This is a genomic window from Caulobacter segnis ATCC 21756, from assembly GCF_000092285.1.
In the GTDB taxonomy this organism is placed as follows: Bacteria; Pseudomonadota; Alphaproteobacteria; order Caulobacterales; family Caulobacteraceae; genus Caulobacter; species Caulobacter segnis.
In genome coordinates this window covers 203,388-219,658 of the sequence record NC_014100.1, presented here as the reverse complement: position 1 = coordinate 219,658, position 16,271 = coordinate 203,388, and the positions used below count along the sequence as shown (strand labels likewise).

Below are 16,271 nucleotides of genomic sequence, written 5' to 3'. Positions count from 1 at the left end.
GCAAGATGCGGCCCCTACGCTTCTTCCGCGAAATTCGGGTCGCACTTGCGGATGAAGGCGCGGACGCGGGGATAGATCTCCTCACGGAACCGGCGGCCATTGAACACGCCGTAGTGGCCGACGCTGGGCTGGACATAGTCCAGCTTCATGTCCTCGGGGATGTTCGGGCAAAGGCCGTGGGCGGCCTGGGTCTGGCCGATGCCGGAGATGTCGTCGTTCTCGCCCTCGACCGTCATCAGCCCGATGTCGGTGATCGCCTCGGGCTTCACCCGCGTTCCACGATGCGTCAGCTCGCCCTTGGGCAGCAGATACTGCTGGAAGACGATGTCGATGGTCTGGAGATAGAACTCCTCGGTCAGGTCCAGCACCGACAGGTACTCGTCGTAAAACTCCAAGTGCTTGTCGGCGCTGTCGCCGTCGCCGCTGACCAGGTGGTTGAAGTAACGCCGGTGGGCCTCCTGGTGGCGCTCGGCGTTCATGCTCATGAAGCTGGCCAGCTGGACGAAGCCCGGATAGACGCGCCGCCCCGCGCCCGCGTAGGGCGGCGGCACGGTGTAGATCATGTTCGACTGGAACCAGGTGAACGGCTTTTCCTCGGCCAGCTGGTTCGTGACCGTCGGCGACAGGCGCGCGTCGATCGGCGAGCCCATGAAGGTCATGCTGGCGGGACGCGAGGGATGGTTCTGCTCGGCCATCAGGGCGGCGGCGGCCAGGACCGGCGGGCCGGGCTGGCAGACGGCGACCACGTTGGGGCGCGGACCCAGCACTTCCAGCATCTGGATGACGTGGTCGATATAGTCGTGGAAGTCGAAGCGCCCCTCCAGGACCGAGACCTCGCGGGCGTTGATCCAGTCGACGATGAAGACGGCGTGGTCGGGCAGGAAGGCCTCGACCGTGCCGCGCAGCAGGGTCGCGTAGTGGCCGGACAGCGGCGCGACGATCAGCACCGCGGGATCCAGCGAGAACTTGCCCGCCCGGCGCATGTCGGCCATGTCGCGGTCGAACTGAATGAGACGCGCCCAGGGGCTTTCCCAAACCACGGTCGGCCGCACGCGGACATCGACCTGACCGACCTTGATCTTGTCGATGTTCCACTTGGGCTTGCCGTAGCGTCGCGTGACGTTGGCGAACAGGTCCGCGCCGGCGTGCATGCGCCGGCCCAGGGCCGTGTCGCCGGCCGGGTTCAGCGGCGATCCCCAGAAGTCCCGGGCCGCCAGCGCCGCCAGGCGCATCGGAGTGGAGGCGTAGTAAGCCGCCTCGTGAAGGGCGTAGAGCATGTCGCACCCGCAATGTTGCAGCGCAACATAGCACGGCGATACCTAATAGAGTCTAGCCTTGCGGTGCGGCGTCGCATCGCTTTGCGCGGGCGCGGCCCCCTATCACCACAGATGGGCGATGCTAAGCTCGTGGAGAAGCGACGCGAAGGGATCGCGATGACCAAGCACCGGCTCTACACGACCAGCTTCGCCAGTGTTTACCCGCTCTATGTCGCCAAGGCCGAGAAGAAGGGCCGGACGAAAGCCGAGGTCGACGAGATCATTCTCTGGCTGACGGGTTTCAGCCCGGCGGGACCATCTGACGCGGCGCACCGACTTCGAAACCCTCTTCGCCCAAGCGCCCGCGCTGAACCCGGCGCGCCTCGCCATCACGGGCGTCGTTTGCGGCGTGCGCGTCGAGGAGGTCGCCGACCCGCTGATGCGGGAGATCCGCTATCTCGACAAGCTGGTCGACGAACTGGCCAAGGGCAAGGCGATGAGCAAGATCCTGCGCGCCTGAGCCGCGGAGAAGCCTAGTCCATCGCCGCCTTGATCCGCGCGGCGATGTCGGCCGGGGGCTGGTTGTAGGGGACCACCGTCTTGAAGCGCCCCTTGGGGTCCATCAGGTAGATCGCCGTCGAGTGATCCATGGTGTAGCCCGGCCCCGCCCCGACCTTGGCGTAATAGACCTTGTAGGCCTTGGCCGCCGCGTCGACCTGCGCCTGGGTCCCCGTGAGGCCGATCGTCGACTTGGGCACATAGTCCGCGGACAGGTAGGTCTTCATCTGAGCGGGCGTGTCGCGCTCGGGATCGATCGAGATGAAGACGATCTGCAGATCCTTGCCCTGCGGCCCTAGCAGCTCGGTCGCCGCCGCCAGCCCCTGCAAGGTGCCCGGGCACACGTCGGGGCAGTAGGTGAACCCGAAGAACACCGCGCTCCACTTGCCCTTCAGCACCTTCTCGGTGGTCGGGGCGCCGTTCTGGTCGACCAGTTGGAAGGGACCGCCGACCGCCGCGGCGGGCTGCTCCTTCAGCGCGCTGGCGCTCCAGGCGAGGCCGCCGACAACGAGCAGACCCAGCAGGCAGGCGACGATCAGGACCAAACGTTGACGAAGCATCGGAGGCGCATCCTTTTGTCTCAGCTCGTCCTTTTGCACTCGCAAAGCGCGCAATTCTGGACAATCTTGCGATCATGGCTGACGTCTCGTTCGCTGGAATGCCCGAGGATCCACGTCGCAACGGGCTCGATAGGCCGGGCGACGAGCCGGCGCAAGACGACGCCTGGAGCTGGACGGCGCCGGGCCTGCGTCGCAGTCGTCTTCGCGTTCGCACGCTGCTGGCCCAGCGCTGGGCCTGGGTCGTCGGCCAGACGGCCGCCCTGCTGATCTCGGGCCTGGCGCTAAAGATGCAAGTGCCTTGGGCGATGTGCTTCACCCTGGTGGCGCTTTCGGCTTGGCTGAACGTCCTGCTGGGCTTGGCGGCCAACGGCCAAAGGATGGCCCGCGACGGCGAGGCGACCGCACAGATCGCCTGGGACATCCTGCAGCTGTCAGGCCTGATCTACCTGACCGGCGGCGCCTACAATCCGTTCGCCTTGCTGCTGATCGCGCCGGCCACCCTGGCGGCGGCCACCCTGCCCGCGCGCTATGCGATGGGCCTCGGGGCCCTGGCCATCGCCGCCTCGATCCTGTTGGCCATTTTCCATATGCCCCTGCCCACCGTCGACGGCAGCCCGATCCTTCCAGCTTCCTCGCCGTTCAATCTGTGGTTCGTCGTCTCCGCCCGCATCGTCGGCATCGTCCTGACCACCGCCTACGCCTGGCAGGCGGCCAGCGAGTCCGCCCGGATGGAGCTGGCCCTGAACGTCACCGAGACGGTGCTGGCCCGCGAGCAGCGGCTCTCGGCCCTGGGCGCCCTGGCGGCGGCGGCGGCGCACGAGCTGGGCACGCCGCTGGCCACCATCTCGGTCGTCTCGCGCGAGATGGCCCGCAACGCCACCAGCGAGGAGGTCCGCGAGGACGCCGAGCTCCTGATCGGCCAGGCCGCGCGCTGCCGCGAGATCCTGCAGCGCCTGACCGAGATGCCCGAGGCCCAGGACGCCGTCCATGAGCGCATGAGCCTGGTTCAGCTGGTCCAGGACGTCATCGAGCCGCACATGGTCCACGGCATCCGCGTGGAGGCCGTGGTCAATGGCCCCTCCGGCGAGACCGCCCCCGACATCTGGCGACGCCCCGAGATCATCCACGCCATGACCTCGATCGTGGAGAACGCCGTCGACTTCGCCCGTAGCGAGGTGATCGTCATCGCCCGCTTCGACCCGCGACATATTGTCATCGAGGCCCGCGACGACGGCCCGGGCTTCTCTCCCGAGGTTCTGGCCAAGCTGGGCGAGCCCTATGTGACCACCCGTCCGGGCGCCGAAGGCTCGCGCACCGGCCATATCGGCATGGGGCTGGGTTTCTTCATCGCCAAGACCTTGCTGGAACGGACCGGGGCGACAGTGGATTTCCGCAATGGACGTCGCGGCGGCGCCGTGGTGTCCGCGCGCTGGCCGCGCGCCGCGCTCGAAGCTCCAGGCTATACAGGGGCTTGAGTTATGACGCGGATGCGCGGAAGGATAGAATATTATTTGGCCTGTTGAGTATTAGCGCGGGGAGGCGCTGACTTCATGGCGGATATCGGAGAGCTGGTTTCGGCGCTGCCGGACAAGACGCTGCTTCTGTTGGACGACGACGGCCCGCTGCGGACCCGGCTCGGACGGGCTCTGGAACAGCGCGGGTTCGAGGTGACGCTGGCCGCTTCCGTGGCCGAGGCCCTGACGATCCTGCGCGCCCAGGCGCCGGCCCACGCCGTGCTCGACATGCGGCTCGAGGACGGCTCGGGCCTGAAGGTCGTCGAGGCCGTGCGCGACGCCCGACCGGACGCCAAGGTCATCATGCTGACGGGCTACGGCAACATCGCCACGGCGGTGGCGGCGGTGAAGGCGGGGGTGGTCGACTACCTCTCCAAGCCCGCCGACGCCGACGATGTGGCCCGCGCCCTGCTCGCCGCCAAGGACGCCGCGCCGACGCCGCCGGAGAACCCGATGAGCGCCGACCGCGTCCGCTGGGAGCACATCCAGCGCGTCTACGAGATGTGCGGCCACAACGTCTCGGAAACCGCGCGCCGCCTGAACATGCACCGCCGGACCTTGCAGCGGATCTTGGCGAAAAGGGCGCCGCGGTAGGCGCCGCTTAAGTTGCTCCCTCGCGATGCGGGGGAGCTGTCGCGGAGCGACTGAGGGGGCCTTCACGGCAAACGACCAGCTCGCCCCCTCCGGGCCTCTGGGCCACCTCCCCCGCGCCGCGGGGGAGGAACTTTCGATCCTCACATCGCCGAAATGCCGCCGTCGACCTTGATCTCGGCGCCGGTCATGAACTTGCTCTCGTCGCTGGCCAGGTAGAGCACGGCGTTGGCGATGTCGGCGGGCTCGCCGATCCGGCCCATGGGCACCTGGCGGGCCAGCTTGGCGAAAGCTTCTTCCTTGCCGAACCGGGCCGAGAAGCCGTCCAGGATCGGGGTGTCGATGAAGGTCGGGTGGATGGAGTTAGAGCGGATGTCGAGCTTCATCTTGGCGCAGTAGAGGGCGATGTTCTTGCTGAGCAGCCAGACCGCCGCCTTGGAGGCGTTGTAGGCCGGGGAATTGCCGTTGGCGATCAGGCCGGCGATCGAGCTCAGATTGATGATCGAGCCGGGCTGGTGAGCCCGCATGTGGGTCAGGGCGTGCTTGGCGCCCAGGAACACCGAGTCGACATTGACCGACATCACCTTCTTCCAGAGCCCGAAGTCCAGGCTCTCGATCGGGCCGTCACCGCCGATGCCGGCGTTGTTGACCAGCACCGACAGCCCGCCCATGTCGCCGACCGCCTTCTCCAGGACCTCGATCCACTGGTCTTCCTGGGTCACGTCCAGCGCATAGGCGAAGGCCGTCCCGGCGCCGTGGCGGGCGTTGATCTCGTCCGCGACCGCCTGGGCGCCCGCCAGGTTGAGGTCGGCCAGCGCGACCTTGGCGCCTTCCTCGGCCAATCGCCGCCCCGCCGCCGCGCCCAGGCCCTGGGCCCCACCGGTGATGAAGGCCTTCTTGCCGGCGACCCGGCCCGTGCTCTGCGCCATGCGGCGTCCTCCCGATTATAATTCAAACGCGAGTTTGAATTCTTCAGGCGGCGCTGTCCATGAACTTCGCGAGCGTCACGTCCAGCTCCGTCACCCCGTCGGCGTCGTGCGTGGTCAGCAGCACCTCGACGCGGTTGTAGACATTGAACCACTCGGGGTGATGGTCGAGCTTGTCGGCCATCAGGGCGACACGGGTCATGAACCCGAACGCCTCATTGAAGTCGGCGAAGCGGAAGGTCTTGGCGATGGCGTCCGCGTGGTCTTCCGCGATCCGCCAGCCGTCGAGCTGGGCGATCGCGGCGGCGGCGCCGATCCGGGGACGGGACATGGTTCCTCCGTAAGAGTCTCTTGGACCCTCAGAACGCCAATCCGGTCGCTTCGGCAAGGTCCGCCAGAAGTTGCGCCTCGCTGGAGACCTTGATGGCGGTCATCCCCAGGGCCGCCGCCGGCTTGCAGTTGATCCCCAGGTCGTCGAGATAGACGCACGCCTCCGGCGCGACGCTCAAGCGTTCGCACATCATCTGGTAGATGCGCGGATCGGGCTTCCGCACCCCGGCCTTGGAGCTTTCGATCACCGCGTCGAACAGGGCCATGATCTCGCCGACCGCCAGCGCCTTTTCGGCGCTCTGGGCCATGCCGGGACCGTGGCCGGTCGGAACGTTGTTGGTGATGCAGCCGACCTTGAAGCGAGCCTTGCACGCCTTCAGGGCCTCCATGACCCGGGGGCGAAGGTCGCCGTACAGCAGCGGCAGCACCTCGCCCCCGCGCACGGCGTGGCCCAGGCGCATGGCTTCTTCCAGGAAGAGGCCGTCGAAGGCCGCCGCGTCGATCTCGGCCCGCTCGAACCGGGCCCAGGCGTTGACGTCGGGATCGGTGGCGTTGACCGTGCGGATGAAATCCTTGGGCAGGCCGCGTTCGATCTCGTAGCGGCGGAAGGCCTCGAACGGCGAGGTCGTGAAGACGCCGCCGAAGTCCCAGATCACCGCCTCGATCGCCATCTTCCGCCCTCAAACAATTGTTTGAGGTGAGGCTAGCCGCCCGTCGCGGCCACAGGGGAAGCCCTCCGTCGGGAACACGATCGGCCGCCTCGCGCGTTAGGAGGGATCAACCGGAGCCACGCCGCTGTCGACCGCCGACGCCACCTTGTCCCCGAAGCCGCCGCGCCGTCCGTTGCGCGGTCTGTCGCGCCGCGCGCTGATCGGCATCGGGTCGGCGCTCGCCCTGGCGGCGGCCGTGATCGCCTTCCTGGTGATCTTCGACTGGAACTGGCTGCGCGGGCCGATCGGGCGCTACGCGTCCGCCCAGATGCAGCGCGAGGTGGCGATCACCGGCGACCTGCGCGTCCATCCCTGGTCGTTCTCGCCCAAGGCCGAAGCCTACGGCGTCCGCATCGGGCAGCCGGCCTGGGCGGCCAAGGTCGATCCCGAAGCCGGCCAGATGGCCCAGGTCCAGCGCATCGCCTTGCAGATCAAGATCCTGCCGCTGCTGCGCGGCGACGTGATCCTGCCCTTCCTGGCGCTGGACAAGCCGGACGTGCGCTTGCTGCGCGACAAGGACGGCAAGGCCAACTGGACCTTCGGGGCCCGCAAGAGCGACAAGCCGCTGAAGCTGCCGGCCGTTCAGCGCTTCGTGATCAACGAGGGCAAGCTGCGCTTCGACGACCGCCAGCGCGGGACGCTGTTCGTCGGCTCGGTGAACGCCCAGGAGCGGGCCGGCGATCGTGGCGGTCGCTTCGTGCTGGAGGGAAACGGAACCCTCAACCGCTCAGCCTTCGTGGCGGAGATCAGCGGCGGGCCGCTGCTGAACATCTCGCCCAGCCGCCCCTACCCGTTCGACGCCCAGGTCCGCGCGGGCGCCACGCGTATCGTCGCCCATGGCCAGATCACGCGGCCCTTTGACCTTGGCCGCTTCGAGACGGACCTGACCGTGTCCGGCGCGGACCTGAACCGCCTGCACGACCTGACCGGGCTGACCCTGCCCAACACCCCGCCCTATCGGGTTTCGGGCCGCATGGTCCGCAAGGGACCGCGCTACGACTTTCAGAAGCTGACCGGCCAGATCGGCGACAGCGACATCGCCGGCGATCTTTTCGTCCTGACCGGACGCGAGCGGCCGTATCTGGAAGCCGAGCTCCGCTCCAAGCGCCTGGACTTCGACGACCTCGGCAGCCTGGTCGGCGCGGCGCCGGCCACGGGTCGCGGCGAAACCGCCTCGGCCGGCCAAAAGGTCGAGGCCGCCCAGCGCGACGCCACCCAGCGCCTGCTGCCCGACGCCACGCTTCAGGTGGAGCGCGTCCGCGCCATGGACGCCAAGGTCAGCTACCGCGCCGACGCCGTGAACGCGCCGAACCTGCCGCTGCGCAAGGTCAGCGTCGACGCGCTGCTCGAAAACGGCGTGCTGACCCTGGATCCGCTGGCCTTCACCTTCTCGCACGGCGATCTGCGCGGGAAGGTCCGCCTGGACGCCCGTCCGGCCGTCCCCCGCACCGATCTCGACGTGCGACTGACCAACGGTCGGATCGAAGAGTTCATCCCCATCCAGAGCGACGGCAAGCCGGCGATCTCCGGGTCGGTGATGGCCCGCGCCAAGCTGACGGGCGTCGGCGCCAGCGTCCATCGCGCCGCCTCGACCGCTAGTGGCGAGGTGACGCTGGTCGCGCCGCGCGGCCAGATGCGCCAGGCCTTCGCCGAGCTGCTTGGGGTCAACGCCTCAAAGGGCCTGATCCTGCTGCTGTCCAAGAGCGACAAGGAGACGCCCGTGCGCTGCGCCGTCGCCGACTTCTCGGTCAAGAACGGCGTCATGACGACCAACCACCTGGTCGCCGACACCGGCGTGGTGCTGGCGCGCGGACGCGGCACGATCAATCTTCAGACCGAACGGATGGACTTCCGCATCGAGGGCGACAGCAAGAAGCCGCGCCTGGTGCGCCTGTTCATCCCGATCACGATCCGGGGCCCGTTCCTGGCGCCGAAGATCGGCCTCGACCCCAGCAAGGCGGTCGGTCAAGGCGGCGTCGCCGCGGCGCTGGCCTCGCTGGTCAATCCCGCCGCCCTGCTGCTGCCCTTCCTCACCGCCGGCGAGGCCAAGGACGCCGACTGCGCCAGCCTGGTCAGCGACGCCCGCCAGCAGGGCGCGCCGGTGAAGGTGTCCCAGACCACGCCGGCGAAGGCCAAGAAATAGGGCGCTTGAGCTTGGCCCGCCGTGGTGCCATCTTTCGTCCTATCCGAAACCCAGTGTGGTTCATGTCCGAGATTGTGCGCGAGGCGCGGGCCTAACAGGCTCCGAGCTTCGGTTCGAAAGTCTAGAGGCCCGCTATCCGCCCGCGCAGTCGCCCAGGGCGTGGCAAGTCACGCCCGTTCTTGAAAGAGAGGGGTCTCGAAGAGACCCGCCGGTTGCGCGATCGCATGCCTCGATCTCTCGGACATTCCCTTGAACATCTCAAAGCCGCAGCAAAGGACGCTGCACGCCCTGGCCCAAGGCGGCCGGATCGAACTCGAACGCGACGAGAAGGGCCGGATCGTCACGGCCATCTGCGTCACCCGCGACGGCTGGGCCCTGACCGACTGCACGGTCGGAATTTTCCAGTCGCTGAAACGCAAACGGCTGATCGCCAGCCAGGATGGCGGGCCCTACCGCATCACGCGGTTGGGCCTTTCCAACCTCCGCGCCCAACTCGACAACCGGGTGGGAGCCAAAGCGTGGTGATCTAGAGACGCTTGAAGAACAGGACGCGCGCGGCGCCGTAGTCGCGCGCGTCGATCTGCTCGAAGCCCTCCAGCACGGGATCACGCTCGTCCCGGCCCCGCTCAAACATCAGGATCGCGCCGGGCGCCAGCCAGTCGTGGGCCTTCAGTTCGGCCACGGCCTTCTCGCCAAGGCCCTTGGCGTAGGGCGGATCGAGGAAGGCGATGTCGAACGGCGCGCCGGCGCTGGCCGGGCGCGGACCCAGGTCCGTGGCGTCACGGCGATGCACCCGCGTGACGCCGAACAGGGTCATGGCGTCGATGTTCTCGCGGATCGCGCCGCGCGCGGCGTCGTCGGTCTCGACGAACAGGCAGAAGCTGGCGCCGCGCGACAGGGCCTCCAGGCCCAGAGCGCCCGAGCCGGCGAAGACGTCGATCACCCGCGCGCCGTGCAGCTCCGGCGCCCAGGCGGCGTGCTCGAGGATATTGAACACGGCCTGGCGCGCGCGATCCGAGGTGGGGCGGGTCGAACCGCCCGGCGGGGCGACGATGGCCTTGCCGCGATACTGGCCTGAGACGATGCGCATCAGGCGGCCTCAGCGGCGGCGGGGACGCGGACGATGCGGCGACCCAGCCAGGACATGCCGAACACCAAGGCCGCCATCACGGCCCAGCCCCAGGGATAGACCAGACTGACCATCGTCAGGCCGCACATCAGCCCAGGCAGAACGGTCACGCGAAACAGCACGAACCAGGCCTCGGCCGCCGGCATCGGCTCGGTCAGCTTCCCGATGAAGGCGGCGTAGCCCCAGACCGCGCCCATGGCGACGCCGATCAGCGCCACGTGGCCCACATAGATCGGCAGGGCCTGGCCGCCCCGCTGCTCCCAGAGAAGCTCCGTGCCCAGTGGCAGCAGGCCGATCAGGCCCAGCACCAAGAAGTTCGTGAAATCGAGGCCCGCATCGGCGCGGACAAGACGTGCGAACACCCGGCGGTGGCTGAACCAGCAGACGCCAATCACCGCGAAACTGACCACGTAGGCCAGCAGCTTGGGCCCCATCTGGGCGAACAGATCCGCCGCGCCATGCCAGTGCTCAGGCGGATGGATCTCGATCGCCAGCAGCGTGATGGCGATGGCGAACACCGCGTCCGAGAACAGCACCAGCCGATGCAGGTGCGCGCCGCCCGCGCCACCCTTGCCCAAATGCCCATCGCTCATGATGTTCCCCTTACAACCCGTAACGGGATGTGTGCCGTCCTTGACGCGCTGCGGCAAGCGCGCGCTTTACAAGTGGCCCGCCGCCCCCTCTTAGTCGCCTCTGAAGGGAAGGGCGATCGAACGATGCGCATGGGCGAGATCCTGGAGGCGGCGAGGCGTTCGCCCTTTCTGGCCGACCTGTCCCCGTACGACCGCGACCCATGGCGCAGCCTCTTCGCGGTGCCGGTCGGCGTGCTGGCGGGGGCCGTGGCCGCCCTGCTCGGCGCCATCACCGCGACCCTGGCGGCCCTGCTGATCGTCAGCGGCCTGGACGGCGCGCCGGCGGCGGGCGACCTCTTCCAGATCTTCAGCGACCCGACCCTCATCGATCCATCCGCGCGGCAATCACTGTTCCTGCTGGCGGTGCTGGCCGGCGTCAATCTGGGCGCGGCGGTCGGCTTCGTGTACGCGGCCGGCGCGATCCACCACCGCCGCGTGACGGAATACGTCAATTGCGGCGGTCGCTTCCGCAAGCGCCTGTTGCTCGGCGGACTGGTGCTGGTGGGCGGGGCCATGACCGCGCTCGTCGCCATCGCCGCCTTCACCGGCCAGCCGATCGATCCGCCTCTGTGGCGCATGTCGCCGAACCTCGTGGGACGGACCCTCTACGCGACCATGGCCGTCGGCCTGCTGATCCTCGCCGCCGCGGCCGAGGAGCTGGTGTTCCGGGGCTGGCTGCTGAAGCAGAGCGCCGCCTATGTCCGCGACCCGATCCTGCTGATGGCGCTGAACGGCCTGCTGTTCGCCGCCATCCACTTCGACCCGAACCTCGACGCCTTCCTGGTCCGTGCGGCGATGGGGGCGGGCTTGACCTGGATGGCCCTGCGCCTGGGCGGCATCGAGCTGGGGATCGGCGCGCACGCGGCCAACAACGCCGTGATCCTGCTGCTGATCCGTCCGATGACCACCCGCCCCGACGCGCCGCACGAGTTCAAGGCCGGACTGATCGCCAGCGCGCTCGTCATGCTGGCCGGCTTCATCGGCGTGGCCGAGCTGGCCGCCCGCTGGCCGGCCCTGCGCCGCTGGACGCGACTGCAGACGCCGGCGACGGCCTAGAGCCCGTCTGGTTTAGACGGAACCATCTAAACCAGATCAACAGGCTCCAATTCATAGACTTAGAGCGCGTTCGAGCGGTTTGACCGCTCACACTTAAGCCTAACGCGCTCCAGGCCCTAACGCTTGGGGCCGCCGCGCGGCGCGGGGCCTCGGCCGCCCGCGGGGCGCGGGCTGGGACGGCCCATCGGCTTTCCGGACTTTTCCGAGACCCGACGCGCCGCGCCGTCGGCGGCCTTTGGGGCGGCCTTTGGGGCGACCTTTGGGGCCGGCTTCGCGCCGGGACGCGCCGTGGGCTTGCCCCGGGCGACGGGCTTGCGGTCGTCGATGAACTTGGTCTCCAGCGACTTGGCCGGCGCGCGCTTGGGCTTGGCCGCGCCCTTGGCCGGCGCATGCGGCGAGACCTTCTTCTTCGGCTTGGCCCAGCCGGCCTTGTAGACGGGCTTTTCGGGCTTTTCCGGCGCGGCGGGCTTGAGGTCCCGATCGGCGCGCGGCACGCCCCGGCGCTGGAGATCGCCGCCGCCGTCGGTGCCCGGCGCCTTCACCGGGTTGGCGATGCCGGCGAACTTCGGGCGATCGCCGGTCGGCATGTTCTCGGGCGGCACGACGCCTTCCAGGAGCTCGCGGATCACCCGGGGCCCGACCTCCTCGATCTGGCCCGCGGCCAGGGCGCCTAGCGCGAACGGACCGTAGGACATCCGGATCAGGCGGTTGACCTTCAGGCCGACCGACTCCAGCACCTTGCGGACCTCGCGGTTCTTGCCTTCCGACAGCGAGACCGTGATCCAGATGTTCTTGCCGCCGCCGGCCTTGTCGTGAGCCTTGTCCAGCCGGGCCTCGATGGACCCGTACTTGACGCCCTCGATGGTCACGCCGTCCTTCAGCGTGTCCAGCTTGGCCTGGGTGGTGTCGCCGAAGGCGCGGGCGCGATAGCGGCGGACCCAGGCGTTGCTGGGCGTCTCCAGCGCGCGCGACAGCTCGCCGTCATTGGTCAGCAGCAGCAGCCCCTCGGAATTCAAGTCCAGGCGTCCGACCGAGATCAGGCGCGGCAGGTCCTTAGGGAGGGTCTGGAACACCGTCGGACGACCCTTGGGGTCGTTGTGGGTGGTCATCAGGCCCGTGGGCTTGTGGTAGCGGAAGATCCGCGTCGGCTCGCGCTCGGCCACCAGCTGGCCGTCGACAGTGAGAAAGTCGCCCGGCTTGACCTTGATCGCCGGCGTCGTCAGCACCTTGCCGTTGATCGCCACGCGGCCGGCCTCGATCAGCCGCTCGACCTCGCGCCGCGAGGCCACGCCCGCCCGCGCCAGGGCCTTGGCGACCCGCTCGCCGGGACCGCCGTCGAGATCGCCGTCTTGACCGTCGAGTTCAGGCTCGTACAGGGGATCGTGGGGTTGGGTCACTTCGGCGTCCTTCTGGGGCTGGGCGCATCTCACGATGGGCTTTTCAAGGTCTGCTAATGCGCACCGATCAGGACGAGGATCAAGGCTTCGAGCAGGATAGGCGCGCGATGCGCCTGGCGCTCGACGCGGCCCGCGCGGCCGCCGAGGCGGGCGAGACGCCGGTCGGCGCGGTGATCCTCGATCCCAAGACCGGCGAAGTGCTGGCGGTCGCCGGCAATGGCCCGATCGCCGCCCACGATCCCACCGCCCACGCCGAGATCGCCGCGATGCGGGCGGCGGCCGCCAAGCTCGAGAACTATCGCCTCACCGATCTCACCCTGGTGGTCACCCTCGAGCCCTGCGCCATGTGCGCGGGCGCGATCAGTCACGCGCGGATCGGCCGGGTGGTGTTCGGGGCCGAGGACCCGAAGGGCGGCGCGGTCGTCCACGGTCCGAAATTCTTCGCCCAGCCGACCTGCCACTGGCGACCGGAGGTGACGGGCGGCGTGCTGGCCGAGGAAAGCGCCGAGCTCTTGCGCGGCTTCTTCCGGGCGCGCCGGAAGGCGAAAAGCTAAAACAGCCTCAGCTGATCAGGGCCGAGCCCAGCAGCACCTTGGAGCCGGGCTTGCCCAGCACCTGGTCGGCGACCTTCTGCAGTTCGCGAGCGACATAGTCCATGTCCGGCGCGGCGCCGCCGCGCAGGCCCGCGGCGTAGACCATCAGCACCTGGGCGAAGGCGGCCCTAAGGCGTGGCGTGGAGGCCTGGGCCCGCTTCATCAGCTCCGGATCCTTGACCTCCAGGCCCGTCTCCAGCGTGATGACCCCACGACGCCCGTCGCGGCGCATGATCACCGCGTTGATCGGCGCCAGGGCGAAGTAGGTGACCGGCTCTTCCTTCTCTTCTTGCCGCCCTCGTTGGCGAGGGCCAGCTGCGGCGCGGCCAGCGGCGCGCCCGCCAGGACGGCGGCCAGGACCAGCGGGAGTGAGCGGAAGCGGCGCATGCGCCCTCTTAGCGCGTCAGGGTTGACGTCCTCTTTACGTCTGTGGGTGCAAACAGCATCGTTAACCACGCTTCGTCGTCGCGGCTTCGCGGCAGACGCGCGTCTTTCGGAGGCAGACCTTGGGCCGTTTCTCCCCCAAATCCCTCGATCTCGACGGCAAGGTGATCCTGGTCACCGGCGGCACCGGCTCATTCGGGCGGCGATTCATCGAGACCGTGCTGCGGCGCTATGACCCGCGGAAGGTCATCATCTATTCCCGCGACGAACTGAAGCAAAGCGACATGCAGATCGAGCTGCGCGAGCAGTTCGACGAGAAGATCTTCGGCAAGCTTCGCTTCTTCCTGGGCGACGTCCGCGACCGCGAGCGCCTGACCCTGGCCTTGCGCGGCGTCGACATCGTCATCCACGCCGCGGCCCTGAAGCAGGTGCCGGCCGCCGAGTACAATCCGTCCGAGTGCATCCACACCAACGTGCTGGGCGCCGAGAACGTGGTCTGGGCCAGCCTCAGCAACGGCGTGAAGCAGGTCGTGGCCCTGTCGACCGACAAGGCCTGCAACCCGACCAACCTCTACGGCGCGACGAAGCTGGCTTCGGACAAGACCTTCGTGGCGGCCAACAACCTGTCGGGCGACATCGGCACCCGGTTCTGCGTCGTGCGCTACGGCAACGTGGTGGGCTCGCGCGGCAGCGTCGTGCCGCTGTACCGCCGGATGCTGAGCAACGGCGCCACCGAGCTGCCGGTCACCGACCCGCGCATGACCCGCTTCTGGATCACCCTGAACGAGGGCGTCGACTTCGTGCTGTCGTCCCTGACCATGATGCGCGGCGGCGAGATCTTCGTGCCCAAGATCCCCTCGATGGCCATGCCCGACCTGGTGAAGGCCATGTCGCCGACCGCCGGCATGAAGGTGATCGGCATCCGTCCCGGCGAGAAGCTGCACGAGATCATGATCAGCGCCGACGACGCCCGCGCGACCGTCGAGTTCGACGACCGCTACGCGATCGAGCCCAACTTCGCCGAGTTCGGCCGCAAGCCCTATTCGGCCGCGGACGGCGCCAAGCCCGTCGCCGAGGACTTCTCGTACAGCAGCGACAACAACCACGACTGGCTGTCGCCCGAGGGCCTGCTGGCGATGCTGGAGGAGAAGACCGCGCGATGAGCGGGTCCTTCCTCCCCTACGGCCGCCAGACGATCGAGGACGACGACATCGCGGCCGTCGCGGAGGCCCTGCGCGGCGACTTCCTGACCACCGGCCCCACGGTCGAGGCGTTCGAAGCCGCCTTCGCCCAAAAGGTCGGCGCGGCCCACGCCGTGGCCGTCTCCAACGGCACCGCGACCCTGCACCTGGCCATGCTGGCCCTGGGGGTGGGTGAAGGCGATGTCTGCATCGCGCCCTCCGTCACCTTCCTGGCCACCGCCAACTGCGCCCGCTATGTCGGCGCCGAGGTGGTGTTCGCCGACGTCGATCCCGATAGCGGGCTGATGACGCCGCAGACCTTGGCTGAGGCTTTCGACCGCGCGGGCGATCGTCGCGTCAAGGCCGTCCTGCCCGTCCACCTGCGCGGCGACGTCTGCGACCTGCCGGCCCTGAAGGCGCTGGCCGACGCGGCCGGGGCGGCGCTGGTCGAGGACGCTCCGCACGCCCTGGGCTCGATCGCGACCTTCGACGGCGTCGCCCACCCGGTCGGCGACGGCGCCTATTCCAGCTTCGCCAGTTTCTCGTTCCATCCGGTCAAGACCCTGGCCACGGGCGAAGGCGGCATGCTGACCACCAACGACGCAGGCCTAGCAAGTCGCGCGCGCCTGCTGCGCTCGCACGGCATGGTCCGCCCCGCCGGCGGCGATCCCTGGTGGTACGAGATGCCGGAGCTGGGCTTCAACTACCGCATCCCCGACGTGCTGTGCGCGCTCGGCCTGTCACAGCTGAACAAGCTCGATCGCTTCGTGGCCCGCCGCCGCGACCTGACCGCCCTCTACGCCCGCCTGCTGCCCGAGCGCGCGCCCAAGGCCCGCTTGGCCGCGAGCCCCGCCTACTCGGACCCGGCGCTGCACCTCTTGACCGTGCTGGTCGACTTCGAGGGCCTGGGCCGTTCTCGTCGCGCCGTCGTCGAGGCGCTGAAGGCCAAGGGCGTCGGGACGCAGGTCCACTACATCCCGGTCCACCGCCAGCCCTACTACGTGAACCGCCAGGGCCTGGCCGACCTGCCCGGCGCCGACGCCTGGTACGCCCGCTGCCTGACCCTGCCGCTCTATCCGGCCATGACCGACGGCGACGTCGAACGGGTGGTCGACGCCCTGGCGGAGGTGTTGAGCTAGGCCGCCAGGGCGTCATTCTCGACCGCGACCGTTTGACGCGCGCCCATGGTGGCGAGCGACGCGCGGGAATCTTGAGATCGGGCTAGCGCCTTGAGATCTAGGCGCTCTTTCCCCTGCCTCGCGGGAGCCGCGGCTTGGACAACGCCACCGCGAAAACCCTCAACCCTGACGC

17 protein-coding genes and 2 pseudogenes are annotated in these 16,271 nt (G+C 68.7%); 10 read left to right on the top strand and 9 right to left on the bottom strand.

Features of this window, described 5'->3' with window-relative positions:
• Nucleotides 1–14: 14 nt before the first annotated feature.
• Entirely contained in the window at nt 15–1,277 is a 1,263-nt protein-coding gene (locus CSEG_RS01035; RefSeq protein WP_013077395.1) for a polyhydroxyalkanoate depolymerase, read from the bottom strand.
• 12 nt (nt 1,278–1,289) lie between these two features.
• Here CSEG_RS01035 and CSEG_RS23660 point away from each other — a divergent pair.
• Together CSEG_RS23660 and CSEG_RS23610 are read left to right on the top strand one after the other, a co-directional pair.
• A pseudogene (locus CSEG_RS23660) lies at nt 1,290–1,511 on the top strand (hypothetical protein); the annotation flags it as partial.
• A 64-nt stretch (nt 1,512–1,575) separates the two neighbouring features.
• The gene (locus CSEG_RS23610; RefSeq protein WP_322348908.1) at nt 1,576–1,776 is read left to right on the top strand and encodes a DUF2200 family protein; all 201 of its coding nucleotides are present in this window, start codon (nt 1,576–1,578) and stop codon (nt 1,774–1,776) included.
• A gap of 13 nt (nt 1,777–1,789) precedes the next feature.
• On the opposite strand, the gene CSEG_RS01025 is transcribed toward CSEG_RS23610, so the two are convergent.
• Complete coding sequence (locus tag CSEG_RS01025) at nt 1,790–2,374, bottom strand: SCO family protein (RefSeq protein WP_013077394.1); 585 nt, start codon at nt 2,372–2,374, stop codon at nt 1,790–1,792.
• 74 nt (nt 2,375–2,448) lie between these two features.
• Here CSEG_RS01025 and CSEG_RS01020 point away from each other — a divergent pair, with 74 nt between their 5' ends.
• Together CSEG_RS01020 and spdR are read left to right on the top strand one after the other, a co-directional pair.
• The gene (locus CSEG_RS01020; RefSeq protein ID WP_013077393.1) at nt 2,449–3,849 is read left to right on the top strand and encodes an ActS/PrrB/RegB family redox-sensitive histidine kinase; all 1,401 of its coding nucleotides are present in this window, start codon (nt 2,449–2,451) and stop codon (nt 3,847–3,849) included.
• Nucleotides 3,850–3,924: 75 nt separating this feature from the next.
• Nucleotides 3,925–4,482 (top strand): stationary phase response regulator transcription factor SpdR, encoded by a 558-nt coding sequence (gene spdR / locus CSEG_RS01015; protein WP_013077392.1) that lies wholly within the window; start codon nt 3,925–3,927, stop codon nt 4,480–4,482.
• Nucleotides 4,483–4,622: 140 nt separating this feature from the next.
• Here spdR and CSEG_RS01010 read toward each other — a convergent pair whose 3' ends face one another.
• The 3 genes from CSEG_RS01010 to CSEG_RS01000 are packed head-to-tail and all read right to left on the bottom strand — an operon-like array spanning nt 4,623 to nt 6,406.
• A complete protein-coding gene (locus tag CSEG_RS01010) occupies nt 4,623–5,408 on the bottom strand; it encodes an SDR family oxidoreductase (RefSeq protein WP_013077391.1) in 786 nt (261 codons plus the stop codon).
• A gap of 43 nt (nt 5,409–5,451) precedes the next feature.
• Nucleotides 5,452–5,736 (bottom strand): 4a-hydroxytetrahydrobiopterin dehydratase, encoded by a 285-nt coding sequence (locus tag CSEG_RS01005; RefSeq protein ID WP_013077390.1) that lies wholly within the window; start codon nt 5,734–5,736, stop codon nt 5,452–5,454.
• Nucleotides 5,737–5,764: 28 nt separating this feature from the next.
• Nucleotides 5,765–6,406: an HAD-IA family hydrolase gene (locus CSEG_RS01000; RefSeq protein WP_013077389.1), complete on the bottom strand. Its 642-nt coding sequence runs from the start codon at nt 6,404–6,406 to the stop codon at nt 5,765–5,767.
• Nucleotides 6,407–6,551: 145 nt separating this feature from the next.
• Here CSEG_RS01000 and CSEG_RS00995 point away from each other — a divergent pair, with 145 nt between their 5' ends.
• Both CSEG_RS00995 and CSEG_RS00990 read left to right on the top strand, forming a co-directional pair.
• Nucleotides 6,552–8,588, top strand: coding sequence for an AsmA family protein (locus CSEG_RS00995; protein ID WP_227878872.1), 2,037 nt, complete (start codon nt 6,552–6,554; stop codon nt 8,586–8,588).
• A 249-nt stretch (nt 8,589–8,837) separates the two neighbouring features.
• Nucleotides 8,838–9,113, top strand: a complete 276-nt coding sequence (locus tag CSEG_RS00990) for a YjhX family toxin (RefSeq protein WP_013077387.1) — start codon at nt 8,838–8,840, stop codon at nt 9,111–9,113.
• A gap of 1 nt (nt 9,114) precedes the next feature.
• On the opposite strand, the gene rsmD is transcribed toward CSEG_RS00990, so the two are convergent.
• Both rsmD and CSEG_RS00980 read right to left on the bottom strand, forming a co-directional pair.
• Nucleotides 9,115–9,678 carry a 16S rRNA (guanine(966)-N(2))-methyltransferase RsmD gene (gene rsmD / locus CSEG_RS00985; RefSeq protein ID WP_013077386.1) on the bottom strand — a complete coding sequence of 188 codons (564 nt, stop codon included), beginning with the start codon at nt 9,676–9,678 and terminating at the stop codon, nt 9,115–9,117.
• Complete coding sequence (locus CSEG_RS00980; RefSeq protein ID WP_013077385.1) at nt 9,678–10,310, bottom strand: TMEM175 family protein; 633 nt, start codon at nt 10,308–10,310, stop codon at nt 9,678–9,680. Before CSEG_RS00980 ends, rsmD begins: the two co-directional genes overlap by 1 nt.
• A 129-nt stretch (nt 10,311–10,439) precedes the next feature.
• Between CSEG_RS00980 and CSEG_RS00975 the strand changes: the two genes are divergently transcribed.
• On the top strand, nt 10,440–11,405 hold the full coding sequence (locus tag CSEG_RS00975; protein ID WP_227878871.1) for a CPBP family intramembrane glutamic endopeptidase: 966 nt from the start codon (nt 10,440–10,442) through the stop codon (nt 11,403–11,405).
• Nucleotides 11,406–11,521: 116 nt separating this feature from the next.
• Here CSEG_RS00975 and CSEG_RS00970 read toward each other — a convergent pair whose 3' ends face one another.
• Nucleotides 11,522–12,802, bottom strand: a complete 1,281-nt coding sequence (locus CSEG_RS00970; protein ID WP_013077383.1) for a pseudouridine synthase — start codon at nt 12,800–12,802, stop codon at nt 11,522–11,524.
• Nucleotides 12,803–12,858: 56 nt separating this feature from the next.
• Between CSEG_RS00970 and tadA the strand changes: the two genes are divergently transcribed.
• Nucleotides 12,859–13,356 (top strand): tRNA adenosine(34) deaminase TadA, encoded by a 498-nt coding sequence (gene tadA, locus CSEG_RS00965; protein WP_083778335.1) that lies wholly within the window; start codon nt 12,859–12,861, stop codon nt 13,354–13,356.
• Between the two features lie 7 nt (nt 13,357–13,363).
• Here tadA and CSEG_RS00960 read toward each other — a convergent pair.
• Nucleotides 13,364–13,782 (bottom strand): annotated as a pseudogene (locus tag CSEG_RS00960) (hypothetical protein).
• A 119-nt stretch (nt 13,783–13,901) separates the two neighbouring features.
• Between CSEG_RS00960 and pseB the strand changes: the two are divergent.
• Together pseB and pseC are read left to right on the top strand one after the other, a co-directional pair.
• Nucleotides 13,902–14,942 carry a UDP-N-acetylglucosamine 4,6-dehydratase (inverting) gene (gene pseB / locus CSEG_RS00955; RefSeq protein WP_013077381.1) on the top strand — a complete coding sequence of 347 codons (1,041 nt, stop codon included), beginning with the start codon at nt 13,902–13,904 and terminating at the stop codon, nt 14,940–14,942.
• Entirely contained in the window at nt 14,939–16,099 is a 1,161-nt protein-coding gene (pseC, locus tag CSEG_RS00950; protein WP_013077380.1) for a UDP-4-amino-4,6-dideoxy-N-acetyl-beta-L-altrosamine transaminase, read from the top strand. Before pseB ends, pseC begins: the two co-directional genes overlap by 4 nt.
• The last annotated feature ends 172 nt before the right edge of the window (nt 16,100–16,271 follow it).